Raw genomic sequence first — 15,727 nt, 5'->3', positions numbered from 1 at the left:
CGTCATCCTCTTAAAATTGCGGTCAGGCCCTTGTCACGGGCATAACTTTCCGCGAAGGCCAGCAGGTCAGGAGCATCCAAAGGGCTATTGGCGGCCAGATAGGCTTCACCTAGCAACGAATATTTATTGATGCCCAGCGTGTGGTAAGGCAAAAAATGGATCTCTTTCACCCCAATCTCATCAGCGGCAAAATCGACAATTCCTTTCACCGAGTCACAATCTGCATTGAAGTCGGGGATCAGCGGCACCCGCACCGTAATAGCGGTGCCTGCCGCGGCTAACTTGCAAAAATTATCCATCACCCGCCTGGCCGAACCGCCAGTCCACTGCTGAAAACGGCGCTCATCGGTATGCTTGAGATCCGCCAGCATCAAATCAAGCCATGGCAAAGCCGGGGCGATATAGCGCCACGGGGTGTGTAAGCAAGATTCAACCGCGGTATGAATGCCCAGTTGATAGCAGCGCTGCAATAGTTCAGCAGCAACCTCCGGCTGCATAAAAGGCTCGCCGCCTGATAGGGTCACCCCGCCGCCGCTGCGCCGATAAAACGGCATGTCACGCAGCAAGGTTTCCATCGTCGCCTCAAGATCAATCGGGCGGCCACACACCGTCAGCGCACCACTGGGGCAACGAATGGTCAGCGCCTGAATATCCTCTACCGCCAATAATTGACGCTGAATAACCAGTTGATCATCAATACGTTGGATCGCCTGCGGGCAGCTCTGCTGGCACAAATCACAGCCAGATAGGCACAGGCGCGGGTCAAATAACACTTCAGGTTTAGGTGAACGACTCTCCGGGTTTTGGCACCAGCGGCAGCTCAGCGAGCAACCTTTGAGGAATACCACACTACGAATGCCGGGGCCGTCATGAGTGGAATAGCGCTGCACATTAAAAATCATCTTATTCCCCCATTAGCAGTGACTGCATCAGCATCGCGGTGATAACCCGCTTTCCATGGCAACCAGTATCTGGGTAATATAGGGAAAGAAAAATTGATGAAATTTGCCGTGGAGTTCCTCTTTTATGTCCGCCTCACGTTTGCAACAGCAATTTATTCGCCTCTGGCAACGGTTTAATGGTCAGCCAACGGAAACCACCTTACAGGAGCTGGCCGAGGTGCTCTGCTGCTCACGTCGCCATGTCCGATCCTTGCTGGGCAGTATGCAGCATGAGGGCTGGCTGAGTTGGCAAGCGGAAGCGGGGCGTGGTAAGCGCTCACAATTGACCTTCCTCTACTCCGGGCTGGCACTGCAACAGCAGCGGGCCGACGAGTTGCTGGAGCAGGACAATATTGATCAGCTGGTACAGTTGGTGGGGGATAAAAAAGCGGTACGCCAAATGCTGCTATCCCAGTTGGGGCGCAGTTTCCGTCAGGGAAAACATATTTTGCGCGTACTCTATTATCGCCCGCTCCCCAATCTACTCCCGGGCACCGCCCTGCGCCGCTCAGAAACCCACATGGTTCGGCAGATTTTTAATGGCCTGACGCGAATAAATGAGGAAAATGGGGAACTCGAGCCAGATTTGTCTCACCACTGGCAAGCCATCAGCCCACTGCATTGGCGCTTTTATTTACGCCCCGCCATCCATTTCCATCATGGCCGTGAACTGGCAATGGAGGATGTCATCACCAGCCTGACCCGTCTGATCCCACAACCGCTGTTCTCGCATATCACGGCGGTGCGCTCGCCGACCCCCTATGTCATTGATGTGCATCTCAACAGCCCGGATCACTGGTTACCCTGGCTGTTGGGCAGTGTACACGCCATGATTTTGCCGCAGGAGTGGGAAAGTCAGCCCGACTTCCCGCGCCACCCTATCGGCACTGGCCCCTATTCAGTGATCCGCAATCATCGTAGCCAATTGAAAATTCAGGCGTTTGATAACTATTTTGGGTTCCGCGCATTGATTGATGAGGTGAATATCTGGGTACTACCGGAGCTGTCCGAGGAGCTGGTCTACTCCGGTGTGCAACTACAAGCGGATGACACCAGTAAAAATGAGCTGGAGAGTCGGTTGGAGGAGGGCTGCTACTTTTTACTGTTTGATCAGCGCTCCCGCCAAACCAGTCATCCCGAGATCCGCCGCTGGCTCTGTAGGCTTCTCACCCCTGTCGCCCTACTCAGCCATGCAGACCCCTTTTATCAGCGCTACTGGTCACCGGCTTACGGCATGTTGCCGCGCTGGCACCACAACCGGCTAACCACACTGGAACCCAAGCCGGAGGGGTTGAGCGAACTGACGCTCACCTTTTACAGCGAGCACTCCGAGTTTGATGCCATCAGCCAGACACTGACCACCCTGCTGGCCGCCCATGGCGTCAAGCTGGTGATTCAGGCGGTGGATTATGTCAGTTGGTATCAAGGCGACGCGCAGAGCGATATCTGGCTCGGCAGCGCCAACTTCTACCTGCCGCTGGAGTTCTCTCTATTTGCCACCCTGTATGAGCTACCGCTGCTGCAACACTGCCTCGACGATGAGCTGCATCACGACGTGGGATCATGGCGCAATAATAGCCTGCCGATGGCGGACTGGAGCCAACGATTAGTCAGCCAAAATCAATTCCACCCGCTGTTCCATCACTGGCTAGAATTATATGGGCAGCACAGTATGCGCGGCGTGCGCATGAACACCCTCGGCTGGTTTGACTTCAAATCAGCCTGGTTTACCCCACCTGAGGTATAAACGCCCTTTCACCCGCCCGAATTAATCACTACAATAGCGCCGTCTCAACGGGGTGCAAGAACATCGCTAGCCAAGTTCAATCCGGTGCCGCAAATGTTAAAAACACAGCGAGCCGGGTTCAGACAGTGGCGGACAGCACGGAGAAACCGGAGCGTACACGTAGTACGTGAGGATTTCGAGTACTGCCCAACGCTGTATCAACCATGGCGCAGCACGTTTTTGCTGAGAGCAAACCCGTCGAACCTGATCCGGTTAATACCGGCGGAGGGATTTGAGAAAAATAACGTTTTATCATCATGATAGCGACGTTATTGACCGCCTCAGATACCTTTGCCACCTTTATTCTTAAGGAGTGCAAAGTGTTTAAACGTATAATTCCCTGCTTGTTTTTGCTGTCTGCTGCCGCTGTTGCTGCCGATAAACCCACCCTGACGGTTTACACCTATGACTCCTTTGCTGCCGACTGGGGGCCAGGGCCGGCGATTAAAAAAGCCTTTGAAGCCGAATGTGATTGTCAGCTTAAATTTGTGGCGCTGGAAGATGGTGTTTCACTGCTGAATCGTCTGCGGATGGAGGGTAAAAACAGCCAGGCCGATGTTATTTTAGGCTTAGATAACAATCTGGTACAGGCGGCGGAGCAAACCGGCTTATTCGCGCCAAGTCAGGTGGATACCAGCACACTGACACTGCCTGAGCCGTGGCAAAACAGAATCTTTGTCCCTTACGACTACGGCTACTTTGCCTTTGTGTATGACAAAAACAAACTGAAAAACCCACCGAAGAGCCTGCAAGAGTTGGTCAGCAGCAAAGCGCCGTGGAAGGTTATCTACCAAGATCCCCGCACCAGTACACCGGGCCTTGGCTTAATGCTGTGGATGCAAAAAGTGTATGGCGATAAAGCCCCGCAGGCGTGGCAAGAGCTGGCGAAAAAAACCGTCACGGTCACCAAAGGCTGGAGCGAAGCTTACGGTCTGTTCCTGAAAGGGGAAGGGGATCTGGTGCTGAGCTACACCACTTCGCCGGCTTACCATCTGATTGAAGAGCAGAAAAGCAACTACGCCGCCGCCGATTTCAGCGAAGGCCACTACCTGCAGGTGGAAGTCGCGGGTCAAGTGGCGTCCAGCAAACAGCCGGAGCTGGCACAGCGCTTTATGAAATTTATCGTCACCCCCGCCTTCCAAAACCATATTCCCACCGGCAACTGGATGTATCCGGTGATCAAAATGGATCTTCCGGCAGGGTTTGAAACGCTAACTGTGCCGCAAAAAGCATTGCAGTTTGATGCCAAAGAGGTAGCCGATAACCGTGGTAAATGGATTCAGGCATGGCAATCCGCCGTCAGCCGCTAATCCCGCCATGGTTGTGGCCGGGGCTGCTTGCCGCCGCGCTGATAGTCGGTGTCGCCTTATTGGCGTTCACCGCTATTTGGCGACATGCACCCGCGGCAGAGTGGCAAAATCTCTGGCATGACAGCTATCTGTGGCATGTGATCCGCTTTACCTTCTGGCAGGCGTTTCTCTCCGCGCTGCTGTCGGTGACACCCGCCATTTTTCTAGCCCGCGCCCTCTATCGCCGCCGCTTTCCAGGCCGTCAACTGATGCTACGTTTATGCGCCATGACACTGGTGCTGCCGGTGTTGGTGGCCCTGTTCGGTATCCTGACGGTCTATGGCCGCCAGGGCTGGCTGGCGGGGCTGTTTAGCTGGCTGGGGATGGATTACCGCTTCTCGCCCTATGGTTTACAAGGCATTTTGCTGGCGCATATCTTCTTTAATATGCCGCTGGCGACCCGCTTATTGCTGCAATCACTGGAGAGCATCGCCGTAGAGCAGCGCCAGCTGGCCGCGCAGTTGGGTATGAATGGCTGGCAGCATTTCCGCTGGGTCGAGTGGCCCTATCTGCGCCGCCAAATTCTGCCCACTGCCGCGCTGATTTTTATGCTCTGTTTTGCCAGCTTCGCCACCGTGCTGTCACTGGGCGGCGGGCCACAAGCTACCACCATCGAGTTAGCGATTTATCAGGCGCTTAGTTACGATTATGATCTCGGGCGCGCCGCACTATTGGCGCTAATCCAACTGGGCTGCTGCTTGGGGTTGGTGGTGCTAAGCCAGCGGCTGAACTCGGTACTGGCGGTGGGAAACACTCACGGACAGATATGGCGCAACCCGCAAGATAGCTATTGGTCGTGCATCAGCGACACTCTGCTGATTGGTGCGGCTTTGCTATTGATGGTTCCTCCTTTGCTCGCGGTCGTCATTGATGGCAGCAATCAAACGATACTCACCGTGTTGCAGCAACCCCCGCTCTGGCAAGCCTTCTTTACCTCATTGACCATCGCCATTGGGGCCGGATTACTCTGTGTCACCCTGACTATGATGCTGCTGTGGAGCAGCCGTGAGCTGAAACTGCGTCAGCAGATGGCCTACGGGCAAGCGCTGGAAGTGAGCGGCATGGTGATTCTGGCGATGCCGGGTATCGTGCTGGCGACCGGCTTCTTTTTACTGCTAAACGACACCTTGGGCTTGCCACAATCCCCTTACGCGCTGGTGATCCTGACCAATGCGCTGATGGCGGTGCCCTATGCCTTGAAAGTGCTGGATAACCCGATGCGCGATCTGGCCGAGCGCTATACGCCGCTCTGCTTATCGCTGGATATTCGCGGCTGGCACCGGTTGCGCCATATTGAGCTAAGCGCCCTAAAGCGCCCATTGGCGCAAGCGCTGGCCTTTGCCAGTGTGCTCTCCATCGGCGATTTTGGCGTGGTGGCGCTATTTGGTAATGAGCACTTCCGCACCTTGCCATTTTATCTCTATCAGCAGATAGGCTCTTACCGCAGTAACGATGGCGCAGTGACTGCCCTGCTGCTGCTGCTGCTCTGTTTCCTGCTATTTACTCTGATTGAACGACTGCCGAGCCGCCATGCTAAAACTTGAGAAAATAACCTATCTGTACGACCACTTACCGATGCGCTTTGATTTGCGCATTCAGCCCGGTGAGCGGGTGGCGATCCTTGGCCCGAGTGGCGCGGGTAAAAGCACCCTGCTGAGTCTGATTGCCGGTTTCTTAGCGCCGGCCAGTGGCCGTATGTTGCTGAATAATCAGGATCACACCACCACAGTACCCGCCCAAAGGCCGGTATCGATGCTCTTTCAGGAGAATAATCTGTTCTCACACCTCAATGTGGAGCAGAACATCGGGCTGGGGCTGCATCCGGGGCTGAAACTCAATCAACAGCAAAAACAGTTACTCAGCCAGATTGCCCAGCAAGTGGGATTGGAGTCGTGCCTCGACCGCCTGCCCGCGCAGCTCTCCGGTGGTCAACGCCAGCGGGCAGCACTCGCGCGCTGTCTGGTGCGCAGTCAGCCAATCCTACTGTTGGATGAGCCATTTTCTGCGCTGGACCCCGCATTACGTAATGAAATGCTGCAATTGGTCGATCAGGTGTGCCGCCAGCGCCAACTGACGCTACTGATGGTGTCACACAATCTTGATGATGCCGCGCGTATCGCCGACCGCACCTTACTCGTGGTTGATGGCCGCATTTACTATGACGGCCAGACTCAAGCACTGGTCAGCGGCAGTGCGCCAGAAGCTAGCGTGCTAGGCATCCCGTTATCCGCCCAAGACTTTCCATAACAGATGGCGATAAATCGGCATCATCGGCTGCATATGCAGCCAGACAAAACTGGCGATCGCGAGTGCAATCGCCAGCAGCGTCATCCAGCGCAGTCGGGCAAGGGGCAGCCACTTGCTGAGGCGATCTGGACTACGTTTATCAAAACGCCACCAGCGCCATAATAACCCGCACGCCAACCAAATCAGCAGCACCACCGCCACTAACAGACACTTAAACATAAAGCTATTGGCGCTCGGTGGGATATCAATGGCAACACCGGCCAGGATGCCAGGGAAGAAGTAGACCGGCGGCCAGGTGAGGCAACCAATCACATTGGGTAGCGCGAATTTTGCCGGCGGCAAATTCAGCATCCCCGCCACCATTGGCACGATAGGGCGTGCCGGGCCGATAAAGCGCCCCAGCAGAACCGTGGCCATGCTGTGGTTGTGCAGTGCATGTTCGGTTTTCGCCAGCATCGATTTATGTTTTTTCAGGAAAGACCAGCGGTGCAGCGGCGCTTTGAAACGGCGACCAATAAAGTACGAAAGCCAATCCCCCGTCAGACAACCGACTGTAGCTGCGGCCCAGGCCCAATAAAAATCCATCTCCCCGCTGCCAATCAGCGCCCCCACAGTGGTCATCATGATAGTGCCGGGCAGTAGCATCCCCACCAGCGCTAAAGATTCGAGAAAAGTCACGAACATGACGACAAATAGCGCGAAAGCCAGTGATTGTGTCAGCAAATGTAATATGTAGGCTTCCATAAATTTGTCCGTTGGTTAACAACCCTGTTTCAGGCGCGGGGGATTGTCCGGCTCCCCGTCAAATGAGTCAATGGGGAATCATCATTGAAATAGACAATCACTGTATAAATACCCATACTAAGGGAGCTTAAGCCCCAGGCGTTATTGTTGCAGCCAGTTTGGATGCGGACAGCGCGCAGAAACCGGAGCGTACACAGAGTACGTGAGGATTTCGAGCACTGCCCAAATTCAAAATGGCAAATAAAATAGCCTGTACATAATTTAAATAGTTTCTCTTACTAAAGGTAGCAGTGTGGGGCACACCCGTCAGGGCTTCCTGCTCACACGCCACTGGCGTGACACGCAGGCAGGCACCGAAGTTGAATTCTGGCTCGCCACCGATGAAGGGCCGCAGCACGTTAGACTGCCGCCTCAGCCATCGGTCGCCTTTATCCCGGCCGAACAACGGCAACGGGTTGAAACCCTGCTGCGTGATGAACGCCGTTGGCAACTGCGCCCCCTTGAGCTAACCGACTTCCATCACCGCCCAGTTCTGGGGCTGTATTGCACCCAGCATCGCCAGTTAATCCGCCTGGAAAAACTGCTCAGGGAGAGTGGCGTGAATGTTTATGAAGGTGACATTCGCCCGCCCGAACGTTTTCTGATGGAGCGCTTTATTACCGCGCCAGTCTGGTTCAGCGGGGATGAGAACGGCAACGGCCCACTACTCAATACCCAGATGAAACCGGCGGATAACTATCGACCCGCGCTAAAACTGCTGTCACTGGATATCGAAACCAGCGAACACGGCGAGCTTTATTGCATTGGTTTAGAAGGTTGCGGTCAGCGGCAGGTTTACATGCTGGGGCCGCCCAATGGCGACGATGCCGAGAGTGCCGCACTGGATTTCAATCTGGAATATGTCGCCAGCCGCCCGCTATTGCTGGAGAAGCTGAACCAGTGGCTGGAGCGGTATGATCCCGATGCCATAATTGGTTGGAATCTGGTGCAGTTTGATCTGCGCGTGCTACAAAAACACGCAGATCGCTATCAGATCCCGCTGCGCTTTGGCCGTGGCGGTAGCCTGCTGGAGTGGCGCGAGCACGGCTTTAAGCAGGGGCATTTTTTTGCCTCGGCGGCCGGGCGACTGATTATCGATGGCATTGAGGCGCTGAAATCGGCGACCTGGAACTTCCCCTCCTTCAGTCTGGAGTCTGTCTCGCAAACCTTGCTGGGCGAGGGGAAAGCCAGTGATAACCCCTATCAACGCATGGATGAGATCAATCATCGCTTCGCCAATGATAAGCCAGCACTGGCCCGCTATAATCTGAAAGATTGTGAGCTGGTGACGCGGATTTTTGCCAAAACCGAGCTGCTGAGCTTCTTGCTTGAGCGCGCAACTGTCACTGGGTTGGCGGCGGATCGCAGCGGCGGTTCAGTGGCGGCCTTTACCCACCTCTATCTGCCACGGATGCACCGTATCGGCTATGTGGCCCCCAATTTAGGTGAGCTACCAGAAGAGCACAGCCCCGGCGGCTTTGTGATGGACTCTCGGCCCGGTTTGTATGACTCGGTGCTGGTGCTCGACTATAAAAGCCTCTATCCCTCGATTATCCGCACCTTTCTCATTGATCCGGTCGGGTTAGTCGCGGGTATGCAGCAGCCGGATGATGAGCACTCGGTGCCGGGTTTTCGCGGGGCCTGGTTCTCCCGCGAGAAACACTGCCTACCGGCGATTGTCAACCAGATCTGGCAGGGGAGAGAGGCGGCAAAACGTCAGCAAAACAAGCCGTTATCGCAAGCATTAAAGATCATTATGAACGCTTTTTATGGCGTACTTGGCTCCAGCGGTTGCCGCTTCTTCGATCCAAGATTGGCCTCCTCGATCACCCTGCGCGGCCATGAGATCATGCGCCAAACCCGCGAATTGATTGAAGCACAGGGCTATCAGGTGATTTATGGCGATACCGACTCAACATTTGTCTGGCTGAAAAATGCCCATAGCGAAGCGCAGGCAGCGCGCATCGGCAAAGAGCTGGTTCAGCACGTCAATCAATGGTGGCAAAACCATATCCGGCAAACCTTTAATTTGCCCTGCGCACTGGAACTGGAGTTTGAAACCCACTATCGGCGCTTTTTGATGCCCACCATCCGTGGCGCGGAGCAAGGGAGCAAAAAACGCTATGCCGGGCTGATATCAACACCCACCGGCGATCAGATGGTGTACAAGGGGCTGGAGACAGTTCGCACCGATTGGACCCCGCTGGCACAGCAATTCCAGCGCGAGTTGTACTTGCTAATTTTCCAGCAGCAGCCCTATCAGGACTATGTGCGCGATTATGTGGCGCGCACCCTCAATGGTGAGCTGGATGAGCAGTTGATCTACCGCAAACGCCTGCGTCGGCGGCTCGACGACTATCAGCGCAATGTGCCACCACATGCCAGAGCTGCCCGTCTGGCGGATGAGTTTAACCGCAAGCAGGGCCGCCCACTGCAATATCAAAATGGTGGCTGGATAAGCTACGTCATGACCACTGCTGGCCCCGAGCCACTGGAGACCCGCCAATCCCCCATCGATTACGATCACTACCTGACCCGCCAGCTACAACCGGTAGCTGACGCTATACTTCCGTTCATGCATGATGACTTCACCACACTGATAACCGGACAAATGGGGCTATTTTAATCGTAATTCAGCTGTTTTACAGGTGACGCAGCGCTCGCCTTCCATTACCATAGCGCCCTTGCCAAAATTCGCATCAACGCACTGACAAACACTTTTCTACTCATAACTGTCCAACAAAAAAATCGAGCCGATAATTTATGCCTTTTACACTTGGTCAACGCTGGATCAGCGATACAGAAAGCGAACTTGGATTGGGTACCGTCGTTGCCATCGACGTACGCATGATCACCTTACTGTTCCCCGCAACCGGTGAAAACCGCCTTTACGCCAGAAATGACTCGCCTATCACTCGTGTCATGTTCAATCCAGGCGACACCATCACTCACCACGAAGGCTGGCAGCTGAAAGTGGAAGAGGTGACGCACGAAAACGGGCTGATTACCTATATCGGCACCCGTCTGGATACAGACGAGAACGGCGTCTCGATGCGTGAAGTGCTGCTCGATAGCAAACTAACTTTTAGCAAACCACAAGATCGGTTGTTTGCCGGTCAAATCGACCGCATGGATCGTTTTGCCCTGCGTTTTCGCGCCCGTAAGTATCAAAGTGAGCAGTTCCGCTTGCCATGGAGCGGCCTGCGTGGCGTCCGTGCCAGCCTGATCCCACACCAACTACATATCGCTTATGAAGTGGGGCAGCGCCATGCACCGCGCGTATTGCTGGCCGATGAAGTCGGCTTGGGTAAAACCATCGAAGCGGGGATGATTATCAACCAGCAACTGCTGGCAGGCCGTGCTGAGCGTATACTGATTGTAGTACCAGAAAGCCTGCAACATCAGTGGTTAGTTGAGATGCTGCGCCGCTTTAATCTGCGCTTCTCGCTATTTGATGACAGCCGCTACTCCGAAGCCTTGCAAGACAGCACCAATCCGTTTGAAACCGAACAAATGGTGATCTGCTCCCTGGATTTTGTGCGCCGTAATAAGCAGCGTTTGGAGCAGTTGGCAGACGCCGCTTGGGATCTACTGGTGGTGGATGAAGCGCACCATCTGGCGTGGAGCGAAGAGGCGCCGAGCCGCGAATATCAGGTTATTGAACAGTTGGCTGAAAATATCCCCGGCGTCTTACTGTTGACCGCAACACCAGAGCAATTGGGCCAGCAGAGCCACTTTGCTCGCTTGCGTTTGCTCGATCCTGATCGCTTCCATGACTACGAAGAGTTCATCAATGAGCAGCAGAAATATCGCCCGATTGCCGATGCCGTGACACTGCTGCTAGGTGGCGAGCGCTTAGCCGACGATAAGCTGAATTTGTTGGGTGAACTCATTGCTGAGCAAGATATTGAACCACTGCTGAAAGCCGCTAATAGCCAAAGTGAAGATAGCGAAGCCGCCCGTAAAGAGTTGGTGACCATGCTGATGGACAGACATGGCACCAGCCGGATCTTGTTCCGTAACACCCGTAATGGGGTGAAGGGCTTCCCGCATCGCGTCTTGCATCAAATTAAGCTGCCGTTACCGACTCAGTACCAAACGGCGATTAAAGTGTCGGGCATCATGGGCGCCAAAAAAACATTGGAAGCGCGCGCCAAAGATATGCTTTATCCGGAGCAAATCTATCAGGAGTTTGAAGGCGAAAATGCCACCTGGTGGAACTTCGATCCTCGGGTTGAGTGGCTGCTCAACTATCTGATTGCTAATCGTGGCGAAAAAGTGCTGGTTATCTGCGCGCAAGCCGCCACAGCATTGCAGCTCGAACAAGTGCTGCGTGAGCGCGAAGCTATCCGCGCCGCCGTGTTCCATGAAGGTTTATCGCTGATTGAACGCGACCGTGCCGCCGCCTACTTTGCCTCTGAAGAGGATGGCGCACAGGTATTACTCTGCTCTGAAATCGGTTCGGAAGGGCGTAACTTCCAGTTCGCCTGCCAGTTGGTGATGTTTGACCTGCCGTTCAACCCAGATTTGCTGGAACAGCGTATTGGCCGTCTGGACCGTATCGGCCAGAACCGCGAAATCCAAATCATGGTGCCCTATTTGGAAAATACCGCCCAAGCGGTGCTGGTACGCTGGTATCACGAAGGTTTGGATGCTTTCGAGCACACCTGCCCAACCGGCCGCACCATCTATGATACCGGCTATCAAACACTGATTGGTTATCTGGCGACCCCCAATGAGCAGGAAGGGCTGGATGAGTTTATCCACACCTGCCGCCAGCAGCATGAAGAGCTGAAACTTCAGTTGGAACAAGGCCGTGACCGTCTATTGGAGATGCACTCCAATGGCGGCGAACATGGGCAGGAGCTGGCGCAGATTATTGCGGATCAAGATAATGACGTGAATTTAGTCAGTTTCGCCCTTAACTTGTTCGATATTGTTGGGATCAACCAAGAAGATCGTAGCGATAACCTGATCGTACTGACACCATCTGACCACATGTTGGTGCCGGACTTCCCTGGTTTGCCGCAAGATGGCTGCACTGTCACCTTTGATCGCGAACAGGCACTGTCGCGGGAAGATGCCCAATTTGTCAGTTGGGAACATCCGATCATCCGCAATGGTTTGGATCTGATCCTGTCTGGCGACACGGGCAGTTGCGCAGTTTCTTTGTTGAAAAACAAAGCATTGCCTGTTGGCACCTTGCTCGCTGAATTGGTCTATGTGGTCGAAGCGCAAGCGCCAAAACATCTGCAATTGACCCGTTTCTTGCCACCGACTCCGGTGCGGATGCTGATGGATCGTAACGGCACCAATCTGGCGGCACAGGTTGAATTTGAAACCTTTAACCGCCAGTTGAATGCGGTTAATCGTCATACCTCCAGCAAGTTGGTCAATGCGGTGCAGCAAGAGGTTCACACCATGTTGCAGCAGGCAGAGGCGCTAGTTGCAGAGCAAGCGCAGCTGTTGATTGATGCCGCTAAGCACGAAGCTGATGATAAGTTGAGTGCGGAACTGGCGCGTTTGGAAGCCCTAAAAGCGGTTAACCCAAATATTCGTGATGATGAGCTGGAAGCATTGGAACATAACCGTAAATTGGTACTGGAAAGTCTAAATCAAGCGGGCTGGCGTTTAGATGCTATCCGCCTGGTGGTGGTCACTCACCAGTAATCTCAAAGAGGAAAACTGAGACTGGATGCTCGGTTTTCCTTCTGCGGGGCTTTGCGCAGCGGAGCCACGCTCATGACTTTCAGCTCATATTTTTGGAATAAAAATGGAACCCTATAATCCTCCACGCGACCCCTGGCTGCATATTCTGTATCAAGATCAGCATATTATGGTGGTCAATAAACCGAGCGGGTTGCTCTCTGTACCCGGCCGCGCGCCAGAGCACAAAGACAGTGTCATGACCCGTATTCAGGCCGATTATCCGACTGCGGAATCTGTTCATCGGCTGGATATGGCAACCAGTGGTGTGATTATTGTGGCGTTGACCAAAGCTGCTGAGCGCGAGCTTAAGCGCCAGTTTCGTGAGCGCGAACCGAAAAAAACGTATATCGCGCGGGTATGGGGCCATCTGGCACAAGATGAGGGCCTGATTGACCTACCTTTAATCTGCGACTGGCCCAATCGGCCAAAACAGAAAGTCTGCTATGAGACCGGTAAATCCGCCCAAACTGAGTATCAGGTGCTTTCACGGGATGCGGATGGCAGTACCCGGGTGAAATTGTCACCAATCACTGGTCGCTCACATCAGTTACGGGTTCATATGCTGGCAATGGGTCATCCGATCCTCGGCGATGGCTTCTACGCCCATCCTGAAGCCAAAGCGATGGCACCCCGGTTGCAGTTACATGCGCAGGAATTATGTATTACTCATCCAGAGTTTAGCACCCTGATGCATTTTAAGTGTGAAGCAGGATTTTGATAGTAATTAGTTTGCATGATAGTTTTTGAATTGTGCTGGCATCTTTTAAATATGATGTTAAGTATTAGAAAAAAATATATTTAAGAATATAAAACAACAATGAAATAGTAAGCTAAGTAATAATATTCCATCAATCACAAATGAAATGAAGGAATATTATTATGGCTGTCGTAACACCCCGCACCGAAACTTCTGATAAACCAATCATTCCTCAAGGGAAGAAGATCAGAAGTCATATGCATAGATTTGATCAAAATAGTGTAGCGGCATTATCAGGATATTCGGTCAGCATGAGTACCCCCACACAAAACTGGCATCCAAAAAGAAACACCACTTCGGCTAAAATAAAAAAAGAAAATACCAAAGCTCTTGAGTCTCAGTACATAACGATCCAGTCGAAAAATGGAATAGATAAAAAAGATAACGCCATTACTTTTTATTTACCCAAAGAACAAGGCAATTACCGTGCAGAGATCTCAAACTTCAGTCCCATTAATGTCGCAGCAAAATCAATATACTCATTTGATTTCAAAGCAACACATCTCCCAAACGATCTTATTCTCTTTCAGGTAAGAGAGTTGGGGGGGAGCATGAAAAAATTGGGAGGCGACCGTCCTCCATTCTCTTTACATATCAAACAAGATGGCACATTAGTCGCGGCAATAGCCACTGTTAATCAAAATTCAGACTCCATCGGGCCTGATGCCAAAACTTATCAGAATGAAAATATATGGTTGAAGCAAATTGAATTAGCCAAATATCATCATCTCACTATCGAGATGGTCATGCATCGAGATACCCCCTCAATTAAAATATCTATTGGCGATGAGAAAATATATCAACGTGACACACCTTTTGGGGCGGCAGATTCAAAAACGTTTTATAGTAAACTTGGCGCTTATGTTCCACAGCAGGAAAATGAAGCAGGAATAAGTGACTCAAAGGTCAGTTTTGACAATATCAAAGAAGCACATTACCTATATACCCCCCCTGGTATTACGGAGAAAAAAATAACTCCCTCCTTACCTTCAGCGTCAAAAAACATAAGCTCATTACCCGATGCGATAACAACCTTCGATACCGTTTCACATAATATGACAAATGTAGATCTACCCAATATTGGCAAACATATGCTAACTCTCGGCATCGCCGTAATAACACCTTTTCTTATTTTTTAATGCAGCTCAAAATAAGAAGCGAAAGATGCCTGATAACAGGCATCTTATAAAACCAGCCAATCTTATTTAAATCCCTTCTCGCGCTTAATTAAGTCATAGGCGGCTTGAATTTCTTGGGCTTTTTGCTTCGCCATCTCCATCATTTCTGGCGGCAAACCTTTCGCCACCAACTTATCCGGATGATGCTCCCCCATCAACTTGCGGTAAGCACGTTTGATAACCACGCTGTCGTCACTGCTACTCACCCCCAACACCTTGCAGGCATCCTCCAGTGTTGGCCCATTCGACGCTTGCTGGTAACCACCTTGAGAGTATCCTCCCTGCTGGCCCTGCCATCCGCCGTGACCACCAAACTGTCGACCACCTTCAATCATGCTCAGGAATTGATCAAACTGACCACGGGAGATCCCCAGCTCTTCAGCGATGACATACAGCACCTGCCGCTCATTGGGATGCAACGAACCATCGGCAAATGCGGCCTGCAACTGAATTTCCAGAAACATCCGAATTAAATCAAAGCGCCCAAAGCAGACACCGCGCAACTCCTGCAATCTTTCACGCAGCGGGAATCCACTCTCTTTCCCCTCACGAAATGCTTGCTGTGCCGCTGCCCGGGCCTCGCCATGCAATTGCATTCTATCCATCAATTGGCTGGCAAGCTGAATATCAACCTCCGTCACCCGCCCTTTGGCCTTGGTTAAGTGCCCCATCACCTGAAAAGTGGCGCGGAAAAAAATTAATTGTCGTGTTTGTTGATCGGCAAAATAGCCGCGGCGCTTCGTGCTTCGCACCCTGTCTACCATATGGCCGACAAGCAACCCCAGTACCACACCCCAGAAACCAGTACCTGACATTAAGCCCAATACCAGACCGAGCAGTTTTCCCCAATACTGCATATACTCCTCAATTCATCATGCCGTCAGTCAAAATTTGCATTATCATACTCGGCATTCAGCTCAGCGCCTAACAGCGAGACGTGTAAGCGGCCGGATTTAACACTAGCGCAACTGTGATGA

Annotated in this window: 11 protein-coding genes, 1 other RNA gene and 1 riboswitch; of the genes, 8 read left to right on the top strand and 4 right to left on the bottom strand. The window is 52.7% G+C overall.

Going from position 1 to position 15,727, the window contains the following annotated elements:
* Positions 1 to 2: 2 nt before the first annotated feature.
* Positions 3 to 902, bottom strand: coding sequence for a glycyl-radical enzyme activating protein (locus tag HRK25_RS09620; protein WP_005270573.1), 900 nt, complete (start codon positions 900 to 902; stop codon positions 3 to 5).
* Between the two features lie 124 nt (positions 903 to 1,026).
* Between HRK25_RS09620 and sgrR the strand changes: the two genes are divergently transcribed.
* Positions 1,027 to 2,688, top strand: coding sequence for an HTH-type transcriptional regulator SgrR (gene sgrR / locus HRK25_RS09615; protein WP_005270574.1), 1,662 nt, complete (start codon positions 1,027 to 1,029; stop codon positions 2,686 to 2,688).
* 94 nt (positions 2,689 to 2,782) lie between these two features.
* Here sgrR and HRK25_RS09610 read toward each other — a convergent pair.
* A non-coding RNA gene (locus tag HRK25_RS09610) (sX9 sRNA) lies at positions 2,783 to 2,856 on the bottom strand.
* 24 nt (positions 2,857 to 2,880) lie between these two features.
* Positions 2,881 to 2,975, top strand: a riboswitch (TPP riboswitch).
* A 72-nt stretch (positions 2,976 to 3,047) separates the two neighbouring features.
* Between HRK25_RS09610 and thiB the strand changes: the two genes are divergently transcribed.
* Genes thiB through thiQ form a run of 3 tightly spaced genes read left to right on the top strand, consistent with a single transcriptional unit; the run spans position 3,048 to position 6,323 of the window.
* Entirely contained in the window at positions 3,048 to 4,037 is a 990-nt protein-coding gene (gene thiB / locus HRK25_RS09605) for a thiamine ABC transporter substrate binding subunit (protein WP_032896418.1), read from the top strand.
* Positions 4,013 to 5,620 (top strand): thiamine/thiamine pyrophosphate ABC transporter permease ThiP, encoded by a 1,608-nt coding sequence (gene thiP / locus HRK25_RS09600; RefSeq protein ID WP_032896304.1) that lies wholly within the window; start codon positions 4,013 to 4,015, stop codon positions 5,618 to 5,620. Before thiB ends, thiP begins: the two co-directional genes overlap by 25 nt.
* On the top strand, positions 5,607 to 6,323 hold the full coding sequence (gene thiQ, locus HRK25_RS09595) for a thiamine ABC transporter ATP-binding protein ThiQ (RefSeq protein WP_032896306.1): 717 nt from the start codon (positions 5,607 to 5,609) through the stop codon (positions 6,321 to 6,323). Before thiP ends, thiQ begins: the two co-directional genes overlap by 14 nt.
* Here the strand turns inward: thiQ and HRK25_RS09590 are convergent.
* A complete protein-coding gene (locus tag HRK25_RS09590) occupies positions 6,300 to 7,067 on the bottom strand; it encodes a DedA family protein (RefSeq protein WP_005270577.1) in 768 nt (255 codons plus the stop codon). The genes thiQ and HRK25_RS09590 overlap by 24 nt on opposite strands.
* Positions 7,068 to 7,359: 292 nt before the next feature.
* Here HRK25_RS09590 and HRK25_RS09585 point away from each other — a divergent pair, with 292 nt between their 5' ends.
* The 4 genes from HRK25_RS09585 to HRK25_RS09570 all read left to right on the top strand — a co-directional run bounded on the left by HRK25_RS09585 (position 7,360) and on the right by HRK25_RS09570 (position 14,711).
* On the top strand, positions 7,360 to 9,732 hold the full coding sequence (locus HRK25_RS09585; protein ID WP_005270578.1) for a DNA polymerase II: 2,373 nt from the start codon (positions 7,360 to 7,362) through the stop codon (positions 9,730 to 9,732).
* A gap of 137 nt (positions 9,733 to 9,869) precedes the next feature.
* The gene (rapA, locus tag HRK25_RS09580) at positions 9,870 to 12,776 is read left to right on the top strand and encodes an RNA polymerase-associated protein RapA (protein ID WP_032896307.1); all 2,907 of its coding nucleotides are present in this window, start codon (positions 9,870 to 9,872) and stop codon (positions 12,774 to 12,776) included.
* 136 nt (positions 12,777 to 12,912) lie between these two features.
* Positions 12,913 to 13,533, top strand: a complete 621-nt coding sequence (rluA, locus tag HRK25_RS09575; protein ID WP_244262453.1) for a bifunctional tRNA pseudouridine(32) synthase/23S rRNA pseudouridine(746) synthase RluA — start codon at positions 12,913 to 12,915, stop codon at positions 13,531 to 13,533.
* Between the two features lie 161 nt (positions 13,534 to 13,694).
* A complete protein-coding gene (locus HRK25_RS09570) occupies positions 13,695 to 14,711 on the top strand; it encodes a hypothetical protein (RefSeq protein ID WP_032896309.1) in 1,017 nt (338 codons plus the stop codon).
* Positions 14,712 to 14,773: 62 nt separating this feature from the next.
* Here HRK25_RS09570 and djlA read toward each other — a convergent pair whose 3' ends face one another.
* On the bottom strand, positions 14,774 to 15,607 hold the full coding sequence (gene djlA / locus HRK25_RS09565) for a co-chaperone DjlA (RefSeq protein ID WP_005270586.1): 834 nt from the start codon (positions 15,605 to 15,607) through the stop codon (positions 14,774 to 14,776).
* Positions 15,608 to 15,727: the final 120 nt, after the last annotated feature.

Origin of the sequence: Yersinia bercovieri ATCC 43970, from assembly GCF_013282745.1 — a bacterium.
In the GTDB taxonomy this organism is placed as follows: domain Bacteria; phylum Pseudomonadota; class Gammaproteobacteria; order Enterobacterales; family Enterobacteriaceae; genus Yersinia; species Yersinia bercovieri.
Note: the sequence above shows the minus strand (reverse complement) of the source record. Positions and strands in the feature narration are given on the sequence as shown.